General features: G+C 69.2%; 12 protein-coding genes and 1 tRNA gene. 6 read left to right on the top strand and 7 right to left on the bottom strand.

Features of this window, described 5'->3' with window-relative positions:
- The first annotated feature begins 92 nt into the window (after window positions 1–92).
- A tRNA-Sec gene (locus L3N39_RS00485) sits at window positions 93–188 on the top strand.
- 6 nt (window positions 189–194) lie between these two features.
- Here the strand turns inward: L3N39_RS00485 and L3N39_RS00480 are convergent.
- Entirely contained in the window at window positions 195–659 is a 465-nt protein-coding gene (locus tag L3N39_RS00480; RefSeq protein ID WP_237255257.1) for a glycine cleavage system protein H, read from the bottom strand.
- Window positions 656–1,027 carry a DsrE family protein gene (locus L3N39_RS00475; protein WP_237255256.1) on the bottom strand — a complete coding sequence of 124 codons (372 nt, stop codon included), beginning with the start codon at window positions 1,025–1,027 and terminating at the stop codon, window positions 656–658. Before L3N39_RS00475 ends, L3N39_RS00480 begins: the two co-directional genes overlap by 4 nt.
- A gap of 128 nt (window positions 1,028–1,155) precedes the next feature.
- On the opposite strand from L3N39_RS00475, the gene cfaB reads away from it, so the two are divergent.
- The gene (cfaB, locus tag L3N39_RS00470) at window positions 1,156–2,337 is read left to right on the top strand and encodes a C17 cyclopropane fatty acid synthase CfaB (RefSeq protein WP_237255255.1); all 1,182 of its coding nucleotides are present in this window, start codon (window positions 1,156–1,158) and stop codon (window positions 2,335–2,337) included.
- Between the two features lie 20 nt (window positions 2,338–2,357).
- Here cfaB and L3N39_RS00465 read toward each other — a convergent pair whose 3' ends face one another.
- Window positions 2,358–3,206 (bottom strand): universal stress protein, encoded by an 849-nt coding sequence (locus L3N39_RS00465; RefSeq protein ID WP_237255254.1) that lies wholly within the window; start codon window positions 3,204–3,206, stop codon window positions 2,358–2,360.
- A gap of 154 nt (window positions 3,207–3,360) precedes the next feature.
- On the opposite strand from L3N39_RS00465, the gene L3N39_RS00460 reads away from it, so the two are divergent.
- Genes L3N39_RS00460 through L3N39_RS00450 form a run of 3 tightly spaced genes read left to right on the top strand, consistent with a single transcriptional unit; the run spans window position 3,361 to window position 7,541 of the window.
- On the top strand, window positions 3,361–5,145 hold the full coding sequence (locus L3N39_RS00460; protein ID WP_237255253.1) for a sensor histidine kinase: 1,785 nt from the start codon (window positions 3,361–3,363) through the stop codon (window positions 5,143–5,145).
- Window positions 5,142–6,503, top strand: coding sequence for a sigma-54-dependent transcriptional regulator (locus L3N39_RS00455; RefSeq protein WP_237255252.1), 1,362 nt, complete (start codon window positions 5,142–5,144; stop codon window positions 6,501–6,503). The genes L3N39_RS00460 and L3N39_RS00455 overlap by 4 nt, the downstream gene beginning before the upstream one ends.
- A gap of 54 nt (window positions 6,504–6,557) precedes the next feature.
- A complete protein-coding gene (locus L3N39_RS00450) occupies window positions 6,558–7,541 on the top strand; it encodes a zinc-dependent alcohol dehydrogenase family protein (RefSeq protein ID WP_237255251.1) in 984 nt (327 codons plus the stop codon).
- Between the two features lie 7 nt (window positions 7,542–7,548).
- Here L3N39_RS00450 and L3N39_RS00445 read toward each other — a convergent pair whose 3' ends face one another.
- The 4 genes from L3N39_RS00445 to L3N39_RS00430 all read right to left on the bottom strand — a co-directional run bounded on the left by L3N39_RS00445 (window position 7,549) and on the right by L3N39_RS00430 (window position 10,615).
- Complete coding sequence (locus L3N39_RS00445; RefSeq protein WP_237255250.1) at window positions 7,549–7,974, bottom strand: VOC family protein; 426 nt, start codon at window positions 7,972–7,974, stop codon at window positions 7,549–7,551.
- Between the two features lie 133 nt (window positions 7,975–8,107).
- On the bottom strand, window positions 8,108–8,881 hold the full coding sequence (locus tag L3N39_RS00440; protein ID WP_237255249.1) for a MetQ/NlpA family ABC transporter substrate-binding protein: 774 nt from the start codon (window positions 8,879–8,881) through the stop codon (window positions 8,108–8,110).
- 49 nt (window positions 8,882–8,930) lie between these two features.
- Complete coding sequence (locus tag L3N39_RS00435; RefSeq protein ID WP_237255248.1) at window positions 8,931–9,608, bottom strand: methionine ABC transporter permease; 678 nt, start codon at window positions 9,606–9,608, stop codon at window positions 8,931–8,933.
- The gene (locus L3N39_RS00430) at window positions 9,608–10,615 is read right to left on the bottom strand and encodes a methionine ABC transporter ATP-binding protein (protein ID WP_237255247.1); all 1,008 of its coding nucleotides are present in this window, start codon (window positions 10,613–10,615) and stop codon (window positions 9,608–9,610) included. The genes L3N39_RS00435 and L3N39_RS00430 overlap by 1 nt, the downstream gene beginning before the upstream one ends.
- A 168-nt stretch (window positions 10,616–10,783) precedes the next feature.
- Between L3N39_RS00430 and katE the strand changes: the two genes are divergently transcribed.
- A complete protein-coding gene (gene katE / locus L3N39_RS00425; protein WP_348983385.1) occupies window positions 10,784–13,006 on the top strand; it encodes a catalase HPII in 2,223 nt (740 codons plus the stop codon).
- The last annotated feature ends 61 nt before the right edge of the window (window positions 13,007–13,067 follow it).

Here is a 13,067-nt window from a genome sequence, read left to right as displayed (position 1 = left end):
CCTTCGACCCCGTCCGGGACATCGACACCACGTCGACAGCTCCCGCCCCCAGCCCGCCTCCGGCCTGGGAAAATGCGTTGCAAATCAACGAAGGAAGGCAATCGCACCCGGTGGTGCGGCCGGGCTTCAAACCCGGTTGGGGACGGCAGCCGTTCCCGGGTGAGTTCGACTCTCACTGCCTTCCGCCACTTCCCCTACTTCCACTGCAACGCCTGCACCTCGCCTCGTGCCGGGTCGAAGTTGTCCAGGCACATGCGTTCGGCGATGGCGGCCAGGGCGGCTTCGCCGGTGAGGAAGCGCTGCCGGGTTTCGGGCCAGTGGTCCGGTTGCAGGCGCACCATCCAGCCGCTGTCGTAAGGGTCGCGGTTGATCAGGTTGGGGCGCTTTTCCAGCGCCTCGTTCACCGCGAGCAGCTCGCCGGCCAGCGGGCTGCGGGCGGAGGAGGCGGCCTTGGCGAATTCCACCACGCCGAAGCTGCGGCCCTCCTCGATGTGCGCGCCGATGCGCTTGGGGGTGAAGGCGAAGATTTCGCCGTACAGCGCACAACCGTAGGCGGTGAGGCCGAGGGTGAGGCTGCCGTCGGCTTCCTCGCGCAGCCAGAGCGCGTGTTCGGGGGCGTACAGCAGGTCGTCGGGGAACGGCAGGCCGTGGAGATTCATAGGGTCAGTACCCGGTCGTATTCGAGGATCATCTGCGCCAGCTCGCCGCCACTGGAGATCTCGTCCAGTTCGTCGATCAGTTGCTCGGCGACGATCACCACCCCCGGCTGGCGGCACATCAGCAGGCGTGCGCCGGCGAGCTTCGCCTGGCCGATGAAGTGCTGCAGCGGCTCGCCGCCGTCCACCGCGCGCAGGCTGGCGGCGACCGCGCGGCGGGCCAGTTGGGTGCCTTCGCCGGTGAGGAACAGGGTGACCTCGGCATCCATGCAGGCGAGCAGCGTGGCGATGTGGAAGGGCGCGGCGCAGCGCGCCGGCGTGCTCGGCCCGCTGGCCACGAGGATCAGCACGCGCTGTGCGGTGTCGGTCATTGTCTTCTCCCTCTTAGCCGCCGGTCCCTGGCGCAAGTCCCCGTAGGACGCAACTATCGGCGCAATAGCCTACATTCTTTCTCAGTTGGTCTAGGGTTTCTTTCGATGCAATGGATGGAGACGAGAGCATGCTGGCTACATTGCTTCCTGCCCTGCGCGAGCTCGACCTGCCGCTGCGCTTGCGCCTGTGGGACGGCACCGAGATGGAGATCGGCCGGCAACCGGTGGTGACGCTGGAGTTGCGGGACCCAAACCTGGTCAAGCGGCTGGCAAGCCCCAGCCTGGACCTGCTCGGCACCGCCTACGTTGAGGGGCAGATCGATCTGCTCGGGCCGATCAGCGAGGTCATCCGCATCGGTGACGAGATCACCCGGGCGCTCGGCGAGGACAACTTCCCGCTGCCCATGCGCGAGGCGCACGACAAGGACACCGACGCGCAGGCCATCGCCTACCACTACGACCTGTCGAACGATTTCTACCAGCTCTGGCTGGACCGCGACATGGTCTATTCCTGTGCCTATTTCGAGACCGGCAGCGAGGACCTGGACAGCGCGCAGCAGGCCAAGCTGCGCCACCTGTGCCGCAAGCTGCGGCTCGCGCCCGGCGACCGGCTGCTGGATGTCGGCTGCGGCTGGGGCGGGTTGGCGCGCTTCGCCGCGCGCGAGTTCGGCGCCGAGGTGTTCGGCATCACCCTGAGTCGCGAGCAGTTGCAGCTGGCACGCCAGCGGGTCGCGGCCGAGGGCCTGGACGGGCAGGTGCGACTGGAGCTGATGGACTACCGCGACCTGCCGGGCGACGGCCGCTTCGACAAGGTGATCAGCGTCGGCATGTTCGAGCATGTCGGCCATGCCAACCTGGCGCTGTACTGCCAGAAGCTGCATGACGCGGTGCGTCCCGGCGGGCTGGTGATGAACCACGGCATCACCGCGCGGCACACCGATGGCCGGCCGGTCGGCCACGGCGCCGGCGAGTTCATCGACCGCTACGTGTTCCCCCACGGCGAGCTGCCGCACCTGGCGGGGATGACCGGCTGGATCAGCGAGGCCGGACTGGAAGTGGTCGACGTGGAAAGCCTGCGCCTGCACTACGCGCGTACCCTGGACTTCTGGAGCCAGCGTCTGGAGGCCCGCCTCGAGGAGGCGTCGCGCCTGGTCCCGGAGCGCGCCTTGCGCATCTGGCGGCTGTACCTGGCCGGCTGCGCCTACGGCTTCCGCCACAACTGGATCAATCTGCACCAGATCCTGGCGAGCCGGCCACTGGCCGACGGCTCCCACGAGTTGCCCTGGAGCCGCGCCGACCTTTATCGCTGAACCGGTACGGGCCGCCGTCCTCAGCGCAGCAACAGCAGCGGCGTGCTGCTGCTGCGCAACAGCGCGGTGGTGGTGCTGCCGATGAAGAACTGGCGAATCCGCGAGTGGCCATAGGCGCCCATGACCAGCAGGTCGATGCCGTGCTCGGCCTGGTAGGCATGCAGGGTCGGTTCCACCTCGCCGGCGCGAACCTGGGCCTGCACCGCGAAGCCGGCGGCCGCCAGGCTGGCGTGTGCGCTGTCCAGCGCCGCGCGGGCCTCGGCGGTGTCGGCGCCGACCATCAGCAGGTGCAGCGGCAGCCCGCGCAGCAGCGGGCTGGCGGCCAGCAGGTCCAGGCCCTTGCGTGCGGTGGCGCTGCCGTCGAAGGCGAACAGCGCCGAGCGTGGCGCGGCGAAATGCGGCGGCACCACCAGGATCGGCCGGTGCAGCAGGCGGATGACGCTTTCCAGCTGGCTGCCGACCTGCTGCTGCGGCGCGCTTTCGCCCTGGCGGCCGATGACCAGCAGGCGGGTCTCGCCTTCCAGCTCGTGCAAGCTCTGCGGCAGGTCGCCGTGGCGCTGGCGCAGTTGCGGATGGGCGAAGCCGGCGGCCAGCACCCGCGCCCTGGCTGCCTCGAGCATCAGCCGGCCCTGTTCCAGGGCTAGGCGGTTGCGCTGCTCGTCCAGGGTGGCCAGCTCGTGCAGCAGCAGCTCGCGGCTGCCCAAGCCGAGGATGCCGCTGAAATCGGCGGCGGCCGCCGGGTATTCGCGCTGGTCGAGCACGTGCAGCAGCGTCAGCGGCGCGCCAAGGCGCGCGCTGGCCCACGCCGCGCAATCGCACACCGCTGCGGAAACGGCCGAGCCGTCGATGCAAGCCATCACCTGGGTCATTCTCGCTCTCCTACTCAGCGCGCCCGGGCGTTTCACGGGCGCTGGTCGCCTGTATGTGCGAGGGTCGCCGGCGCTGCCGAGTTCCCCAACGCCGGGCGCCTCGGCAGCGTGGCGGGCTTGTGGCTTAATGACCGACCAGCCAGCGAGCCGTGCCATGCCCTTGCCCAAGATCCGTTACCGCGTCGCCGCCATCGTCGTGCTGATCCTCGCCGGCCTGGCGCTCAGCCTGTTCTGGGCCGGGCGCATCGCCGAGCAGCGCGTCTGGGCCGAGCGCAGCCAGGAAGCGCGCGGCCAGCTGGCGCTGTATGCCCAGGCGATCCATACCCAGGTCGAGCGCTTCCGCTCGGTGCCGGCGCTGCTGGCGCTGGACAGCGACATCCGCCGGCTGCTCGAAGACCCGGCCAACCAGCGCCTGCGCCTGGCCCTCAACGAGCGCCTGGAACAGCAGAACCAGGCCGCCGGCTCCTCGGTGCTCTACCTGCTGGACCGCTACGGCGAGACCCTGGCGGCGAGCAACTGGCGCGACTGGTCGAGCTTCGTCGGCAACAACTATGCCTTCCGCCCCTATTTCAGCGACGCCGTGGCCCACGACAGCGGGCGCTACTTCGCCGTCGGCGTGACCACCGGGATCCCCGGCTACTTCCTCTCCCACGCCGTGCATGGCGCCGATGGCAAGGTGCTCGGCGTGCTGGTGGTCAAGCTCGAACTCGAGGACATGCAGCGCGAATGGGCCGGGCAGTCGGGCATCCTGCTGATCGCCGATTCGCTGGACATCGTCATCCTCACCAACCGCCCGGCCTGGCGCTTCCGCTACCTGCGCCCGCTCGAGGACGCCGTGCGCCAGCGCCTGGTCGCCGCGCGCCGCTATGCCGAGCAGAACCTGCAGCCCCTGCCCAGCACGCGCATCAAGCGCCTCGGCGAAGGGGCCGAGCGGCGCCGCGTCGAGGGTCCGGACGGCAGCCGCGACTACCTCTGGCAGAGCCTCGACCTGCCGAAGGAGGACTGGACCCTGCACCTGCTGCTCGAACCGCAGGCGGTGAGCGAAACCGTGCGCAGCTATCGCCTGGCCGCCGCCGGAGTGTGGATGACCCTGGCCTTCCTGCTGCTCTACCTGGCGCAGCGGCGCAAGACCCGGCGCGTCGAGCAGCGCAGCCGCAACGAGCTGGAGCGGCTGGTCGAGGCGCGCACCCGTGAACTGCGCACTGCCCAGGACGAACTGGTGCATGCCGCGCGCATGGCGGCGCTGGGGCAGATGTCCGCGGCGCTGGCGCACGAGATCAACCAGCCGCTGACCGCCCTGCGCATGCAACTCGGCAGCCTGCGCCTGCTGCTCGACAACGGCCGCGAGCAGGAGGTGCGCGACGGCCTCGGCCAGGTCGAGGGCCTGCTCGAGCGCATGGCGGCGCTGACCGGCCACCTCAAGACCTTCGCCCGCAAGAGCCCGGCCGGGCTGGCGCAGCGCCTGGTGCTGCGCGAGGTGCTCGGGCAGGCGCTGCAGCTGCTCGGCCCGCGCCTGCGCGGCGAGGCGGTGGAGGTGCATTGCCAGGTGCCGGCCGAGGCCTGCATCAGAGGCGACGCGATCCGCCTGGAGCAGGTGCTGATCAACCTGCTGAACAACGCGCTGGACGCCATGCGCGGCAGCGAGCACCGCGTGCTCGGCATCGACTGCCGGCGCGACGGCGACAGCTGGCGGCTGGCGGTCAGTGACAGCGGCGGCGGCATCGCCGAGGCCGAGCTGGACAAGGTCTTCGAGCCCTTCTTCACCACCAAGCCGGTCGGCCAGGGCCTCGGCCTCGGGCTGGCGGTGTCCTACGGCATCGTCCGCGACCTGGGCGGCAGCCTGGAGGTGCACAATGGCGAGCAGGGCGCGGTATTCGAGGTCAGGCTGCCGGCGGTCGAACCGACCGCGGCCGCGCAGCCGCAGGAGAGCGAGAAATGAGCGGGCAGGTCTATTTCATCGACGACGAGGCGGCGATCCGCCAGGCGGTGCAGCAGTGGCTGGAGCTGTCCGGCTTCAGCGTGCGCACCTTCGCCCGGGCGCGCGAGGCGCTGGCGGCGCTCGATCGCGGCTTCGCCGGGGTGCTGGTCAGCGACGTGCGCATGCCGGACCTCGACGGCCTTGGCCTGCTCGAGCAGGTCGTGGCACTGGATGCCGAGCTGCCGGTGATCATGGTCACCGGCCACGGCGACGTGCCGATGGCGGTGCAGGCGCTGCGCCAGGGCGCCTACGACTTCATCGAGAAGCCCTTCACCCCCGAGCGCCTGCTCGACTCGGTGCGCCGCGCCATGGACAAGCGCCGGCTGGTCTGCGAGAACCGCCAGCTGCGCGAGCAATATGCGCGCAAGGGGCGCATCGAGTCGCAGCTGCTCGGCGTGTCGCGGGCGATGGAGGCATTGCGCCGCCAGGTGCTCGAGCTGGCCGGCACCGACGTCAACGTGCTGATCCGCGGCGAGACCGGCAGCGGCAAGGAGCAGGTCGCCCGCTGCCTGCACGACTTCAGCCGGCGCGCCGAGCGTGCCTATGTCGCACTGAACTGCGCGGCGATCCCGGAAACCATCTTCGAGAGCGAGCTGTTCGGCCACGAGAGCGGCGCCTTCACCGGCGCCCAGGGCCGGCGCATCGGGCGGATCGAGCATGCCCACGGCGGCACCCTGTTCCTCGACGAGATCGAGAGCATGCCGCTGGCCCAGCAGGTCAAGCTGTTGCGCGTGCTGCAGGAGCGCACGCTGGAGCGCCTGGGCTCGAACCGCAGCATCGAGGTCGACCTGCGGGTGATCAGCGCGGCCAAGCCCGACCTGCTCGAGGAAGTGCGCGCCGGGCGTTTTCGCGAGGACCTGCTCTACCGGCTGAACGTCGCCGAGCTGCATATCCCGCCGCTGCGCGAGCGGCGCGAGGACATCCCGCTGCTGTTCGAGCACTTCGCCCGCCAGGCCGCCGAACGCAACGGCCGCCAGGCGCCAGCGCTGGCGCCGGCCGAACTGGCGCGGCTGCTGGCCCACGACTGGCCGGGCAACGTGCGCGAGCTGATCAACGCCGCCGAGCGCCATGCCCTGGGCCTCGGCGCACCGGTACCGGCGGCTGGCCCGGGCGCGGCCGTGGCGGCCGGCCAGTCGCTGGCCGAGCAGATGGAAGCCTTCGAGGCGCAGTGCCTGCACAACGCCCTGCAGCAGTGCCGCGGCAATATCGGCGAAGTGATGAGCCTGTTGCAGCTGCCGCGCCGCACGCTCAACGAGAAGATGCAGCGCCACGGCCTGAGCCGCGGCGATTACCTGCCGGCCGGCAGCAGCGACAGCTGAGTGCGCCTGCCGCGCCTGGCCTAAGCTGGAGGCATCCCGCCACGGAGAGCCAGCATGCGTGCGATGCAACTGCAACGGATCGGCCAGCCCCTCGAACTGTGTGACCTGCCGCTGCCCGAGCCGGGGCCGGGCGAGGTGCGCATCAGGGTCAGCGCCTGCGGCGTCTGCCGCACCGACCTGCACGTGGTCGATGGCGAGCTGCCGGCGGTGCCGCTGCCGGTCATTCCCGGGCACGAGGTGGTCGGCCGGGTCGATGCGCTGGGGCCGGGGGTGAGCGATCTCGCGCTCGGCCAGCGGGTCGGCGTGCCCTGGCTCGGGCACACCTGCGGGCACTGCAGCCATTGCCAGCATGCCGAGGAGAACCTCTGCGAGGCGCCGCAGTTCACCGGCTACACCCGGCCCGGCGGTTACGCCGAGTACCTGGTGGCCGATGCGCGCTTCACCTTCGCCCTCGGCGAGGACGGCGACGACGTGGCCACTGCGCCGCTGCTCTGCGCCGGGCTGATCGGCTGGCGTTCGCTGGTCAAGGCCGGCGACGGCAAGCGTCTCGGCCTCTACGGCTTCGGCGCGGCGGCGCACATCGTCATGCAGGTGGCGCGCTGGCAGGGCCGCGAGGTCTATGCCTTCAGCCGGCCGGGCGATCTCGCCGCCCAGGCCTTCGCCCGCTCGCTCGGCGCGGTCTGGGCCGGCGATTCGGGCACACCGCCGCCGGTGCTGCTGGACGCGGCGATCATCTACGCGCCGGCCGGCGAACTGGTGCCGATCGCGCTGCGCGCGCTGCGCCGGGGCGGCCGGGTGGTCTGCGCCGGCATCCACATGAGCGACATCCCGAGCTTCCCGTACGACATCCTCTGGCATGAGCGCGAACTGGTCTCGGTGGCCAACCTCACCCGCCGCGACGGCCTGGACTTCTTCGCCGTCGCCGCGCAGGTCGGCATCCGCACCGAGACCCACGCCTACCCGCTGGAGCAGGCCAACCAGGCGCTGGACGACCTGCGCCACGGCCGCTTCCAGGGCGCCGCGGTGCTGGTGCCCTGAACGGCGGCTATTTGGCGAACAGCTGGCCGATGTCCCGGAACGCCTTGAACTCCAGCGCGTTGCCGCAGGGATCGAGGAGGAACATGGTGGCCTGCTCGCCGACCTGGCCGGCGAAACGCACATAGGGCTCGATGACGAAGCGGGTATGCCGCGCGCGCAGGCGCTCGGCCAGGGCCTGCCAGTCGTTCCAGCCGAGCACCACGCCGAAGTGCGGCACCGGTACGTCGTGGCCGTCCACCGGGTTGCTGTGGGCCGCTTCCTGGTGCGGCATCTTCGGCGCTTCGTGGATCACCAGCTGGTGGCCGAAGAAGTCGAAGTCGACCCAGTGCTCGCTGCTGCGGCCTTCGGCGCAGCCGAACACCTCGCCGTAGAAGCGCCGCGCGGCGGCCAGGTCGTGGACGGGAATGGCCAGGTGGAAGGGGGCAAGGGGCATCGCAGGTTCTCCGTTCGCGCAAGGACTGTTCGAGTCTAGTCGCCCTTGGACAACCAGGCCGCGCGCGCTTGCCGGGCGCCAGGCATGAAAAACCCCGCCGGAGCGGGGTTTCTGCAGCGCAATGCGGTCAGGCTCAGAACGCCGGGACCACGGCGCCCTGGTACTTCTCCTCGATGAACTGGCGCACCTCTTCGCTGTGCAGCGCGGCGGCGAGCTTCTGCATGGCCTCGCTGTCCTTGTTGTCCGGACGGGCGACGAGGATGTTCACGTACGGCGAGTCGCTACCCTCGATCACCAGGGCGTCCTGGGTCGGGTTCAGCTTGGCTTCCAGCGCGTAGTTGGTGTTGATCAGCGCCAGATCGACTTGGGTCAGCACGCGCGGCAGGGTCGCGGCTTCCAGTTCGCGCACCTTGATGTGCTTGGGGTTCTCGGCGATGTCCTTCGGCGTGGCGGTGATGCCGGCGCCATCCTTGAGCGTGATCACGCCGGCCTTGGCCAGCAGCAGCAGGGCGCGGCCGCCATTGGTGGCGTCGTTGGGGATCACCACGTTGGCGCCGTCGGGCAGCTCTTCCAGCGACTTGAGCTTGCTCGAATAGGCACCGAACGGCTCGATGTGCACGCCAGCGACGCTGACCAGCTCGGTGCCCTTGCCCTTGTTGAACTCGTCGAGGTACGGCTGGTGCTGGAAGAAGTTGGCGTCCAGGCGCTTCTCGGCGACCTGGATGTTCGGCTGCACGTAGTCGGTGAAGACCTTCACGTTCAGTTCGACGCCCTGCTCGGCCAGCTGCGGCTTGACGAACTCGAGGATCTCGGCGTGTGGCACGGCGGTGGCGGCGACGTTCAGCGTGTCGGCGGCCTGGGCGGAGAAGGCGGCCAGGGTGGCCAGGGCGGCAATCAGTTTCTTCATCGTTCGGTTCCTTGGTGGAGCGGCGTGCGAGGGTTCGCGCGCCCTGGGTTCATTTGCGGGAGAAGTGGGTCACCAGCCGGTCGCCTGCGCTCTGCAGCAGCTGCACCAGCACCAGCAGCAGGACCACGGTGACCACCATGACGTCGGTCTGGAAGCGCTGGTAGCCGAAGCGGATGGCCAGGTCGCCGAGGCCGCCGGCCCCCACCACGCCGGCCATCGCGGTGTAGGACACCAGGGTGATGGCAGTGACGGTGATGGCGGCGATGATGCCCGGCCGGGCCTCGGGCAGCAATGCGCTGAAGATGATCTGCCGGGTGGTGGCGCCCATCGCCTGGGTGGCCTCGATGATGCCGCGGTCGACCTCGCGCAGCGCGGTCTCCACCAGCCGCGCGAAGAACGGCGCGGCGCCCACCACCAGCGGGGGGATGGCCCCGGCCACGCCGAGCGAGGTGCCGGTCAGCAGCACGGTGAAGGGAATCATCACGATCAAGAGGATGATGAACGGCAGCGAGCGCAGCACGTTGACCACGAAGGCGAGTGCCGCATACAACGGGCGGTTCTCGAACAACTGGCGCGGGCCGCTGAGAAACAGCAGCACGCCCAGCGGCAGGCCGAGCAGGATGGTGAACAGCAGCGAGCCGCCGAGCATCAGCAGGGTGTCGAGGGTGGCCAGCCAGATCTCGTACCAGTCGACGTTGGCGAACAGGGAACCGAACAGGGCGTCCATCAGCGCAGTACCTCCACGTGTACGTCGGCGCGGTCGAAGCGCGCCAGCGCGGCCTCCAGGTCGCCGCCGGTCAGGGCCAGGGTCAGCTGGCCGTAGGGCGTGTCCTTGATGCGATCGATGCGCCCGGAGAGGATCGAGAAGTCCACCCCGGTCTCACGCGCCACCGTGCCCAGCAGCGGCTGGTAGGTGCCCTCGCCCTGGAAGGTCAGGCGCAGGATGCGCCCCGGCACATGGGCGAAGTCCTCGTGCATCTCGCCCTCGTCCAGCGCCTCGTCCTCCAGCACGAAGCGCTGGGTGGTCGGGTGCTTGGGGTGCAGGAACACCTCGGTGACCGGACCCTGCTCGACGATGGCGCCGCCGTCCATCACCGCCACGCGGTCGCAGACGCGGCGGATCACGTCCATCTCGTGGGTGATCAGCACGATGGTCAGCCTGAGCTCGCGGTTGATCTCGGCCAAGAGCTGCAGCACCGAGGCGGTGGTCTGCGGGTCCAGCGCGCTGGTCGCCTCGTCGCAGAGCAGGATGCCCGGCTCGGTGGCCAGTGCGCGGGCGATGCCGACACGCTGCTTCTGTCCGCCGGAGAGCTGCGCCGGGTACTTGCGCGCGTGGTCCCTGAGGCCGACGCGGTCGAGCAGGCGGGCAACACGGGCGTCGATCTCGCCACGCGACAGCTGGCCGGCCAGGCGCAGCGGCATGGCGACGTTGTCGGCCACCGTCTTGGACATCAGCAGGTTGAAGTGCTGGAAGATCATCCCGACGCGCTGGCGGAAGCGCCGCAGGCCGTCGGCATCCAGCGCGGTGACGTCCTCGCCGTCGACCAGGATGCGCCCGCCGGAGGGTTCCTCGAGGCGATTGATCAGACGCAGCAGCGTGCTCTTGCCGGCGCCGGAATGGCCGATCAGGCCGAACACCTCGCCGGCTGCGATGCGCAGGTCGGTCGGCTGCAGCGCCGGCACGTCGCGGCCGGCTACCCGATAGGTTTTGTGGACTTGCTGGAATTCGATCACGGGCGAACCTTGTGGGTGCGGACGTTCCGGGCCGGGGTGGCCGGCGAAAGGCCGGCATTCTAGCGCATCTGGCGGTTTGGCTCAGCCGAGGCGGCGCGTCCATAGACAATGCCTATCGGGCCGATCGGCAAAGCAAATTGACGCAGCCGCGACCTTTCCGGGCATGCGGTGGGTCAGTTATCCAGGCACCGTGAAAACGAGCCCCGTGGCGGGCTCGCACGGTTTCGGCAAAACCCCATCGACCGAGGCCCCAAGATGACCGAGAAGACCCCGCAACAGAGCGAGCTGGCCGGCACCGATACCGTCGACCGCGGCAACCGCAACGCCAAGCTCGACCAGCTGGAAGCCTTTCGCTCGGATGCGACCGGTGCGCCGTTGCGCACCAACCAGGGCGTGAAGATCGCCGACAACCAGAACACCCTCAAGGCCGGTGGCCGCGGGCCCTCGCTGCTCGAAGACTTCATCATGCGCGAGAAGCTCACCCACTTCGATCACGAGCGCATCCCCGAGCGCATCGTGCACGCGCGCGGCGCCGCGGCGCATGGCGTGTTCGTCAGCTACGCCGACCACAGCCAGCTGACCAAGGCCTCGTTCCTCTCGGCGAAGGGCAAGGAGACTCCGGTATTCGTGCGCTTCTCCACCGTGCAGGGCTCGCGCGGCTCGGCCGACACCGTGCGCGACGTGCGTGGCTTCGCCACCAAGTTCTACACCGACGAGGGCAACTTCGACCTGGTCGGCAACAACATGCCGGTGTTCTTCATCCAGGACGCGATCAAGTTTCCGGACTTCGTCCATGCGGTCAAACCCGAGCCGCACAACGAGATCCCGCAGGCGCAATCGGCCCACGACAGCTTCTGGGATTTCGTTTCACTGACGCCTGAGTCCGCGCACATGGTGCTCTGGACCATGTCCGACCGCGCCCTGCCGCGCAGCTACCGGGCGATGGAAGGCTTCGGCGTGCACACCTTCCGCCTGATCAATGCCGAGGGCGTCAGCCGCTTCGTCAAATTCCACTGGAAGCCGGTGGCCGGCGCCTTCTCGCTGGTCTGGGACGAGACGCTGAAGATCGCCGGCAAGGACCCGGACTTCAACCGCCGCGACATGTGGGAGTCCATCGAGATGGGCGACTACTTCGAATGGGAGCTGGGCGTGCAGGTGGTGGAAGAGGCCGATGAACACAAGTTCGACTTCGACCTGCTCGACCCGACCAAGATCATCCCCGAGGAGCTGGTGCCGGTGCAGAAGCTCGGCAAGATGACCCTCAATCGCAACCCGGACAACTTCTTCGCCGAGACCGAGCAGGCCGCCTTCCACATCGGCCATATCGTGCCGGGCATCGACTTCACTAATGATCCGCTGCTGCAGGGCCGGCTGTTCTCCTACACCGATACCCAGCTGCTGCGTCTCGGTGGGCCGAACTTCCACGAGATCCCGATCAACCGTCCGCTGTGTCCGTTCCACAACAACCAGCGCGACGCCTTCCATCGCCAGACGATCCACAAGGGTCGCGCCAACTACGAGCCCAACTCGATCGACAGCGGCTGGCCCAAGGAAACCCCGCCGGCAGCCCAGGGCGGCGGCTTCGAGAGCTATCCCGAGCGGGTCGAGGGCCACAAGATCCGCAACCGCAGCGAATCCTTCGGCGACCACTTCTCCCAGGCCACGCTGTTCTGGAACAGCATGAGCGCGCCGGAGAAGGAGCACATCATCGGCGCCTATACCTTCGAGCTGGGCAAGGTCGAGCGGGTGTTCATCCGCGAGCGTCAGGTCAACGAGATCCTCGCCAACATCGACCTGGAGCTGGCCCGCCGCGTGGCCGAGAACCTCGGCCTGCCGGCACCCGCTGCGCCGACCGTAGCGGCGAAGGTGCCGACGCCGCAGAGTTCGCCGGCCCTGAGTTTGATGAACCACGTACCGGGCAATATCAAGTCGCGCAAGGTGGCGATCCTGGTGGCCAACGGCGTCGACGGTGCGGCGATCGATGCATTCAAGGCCAGGCTGGCCGAGCAGGGCGCGCTGGCCAAGCTTATCGGCCCGTCGCCGGCTCCGGTTAAGACGGCGGACGGCAAGATGCTACCGGTCGACGCCGCGATGGACGGCATGCCCTCGGTGATGTTCGACGCCGTGTTCGTCCCCGGCGGTGCCGATGCGGCGGCGGCCATGGCCAAGTCCGGCGAAGCCAAGCACTACCTGCTGGAGGCCTACAAGCACCTGAAACCCATCGTGGTGCTCGGTGCGGCACGGTCGCTGCTGGCATCGCTGAACCTCACTGCCGACAGCGGGTTGCTGGAGGGTGATGACGTCGATGCGGTATTCGGCCACTTCGCCCAGGCGCTCGGCCAGCATCGGGTGTGGGCGCGTGAGGCCGCGGCGGCGGCGATCCCGGCGTAGAGGGTGAGCGTAGGGTGGATGGCCGCAGCCATCCACGCGGATGAGGTGCCTGGCCCGGCGC

This window comes from Pseudomonas oligotrophica, from assembly GCF_021726475.1.
In the GTDB taxonomy this organism is placed as follows: Bacteria; Pseudomonadota; Gammaproteobacteria; order Pseudomonadales; family Pseudomonadaceae; genus Stutzerimonas; species Stutzerimonas oligotrophica.
Note: the sequence above shows the minus strand (reverse complement) of the source record. Positions and strands in the feature narration are given on the sequence as shown.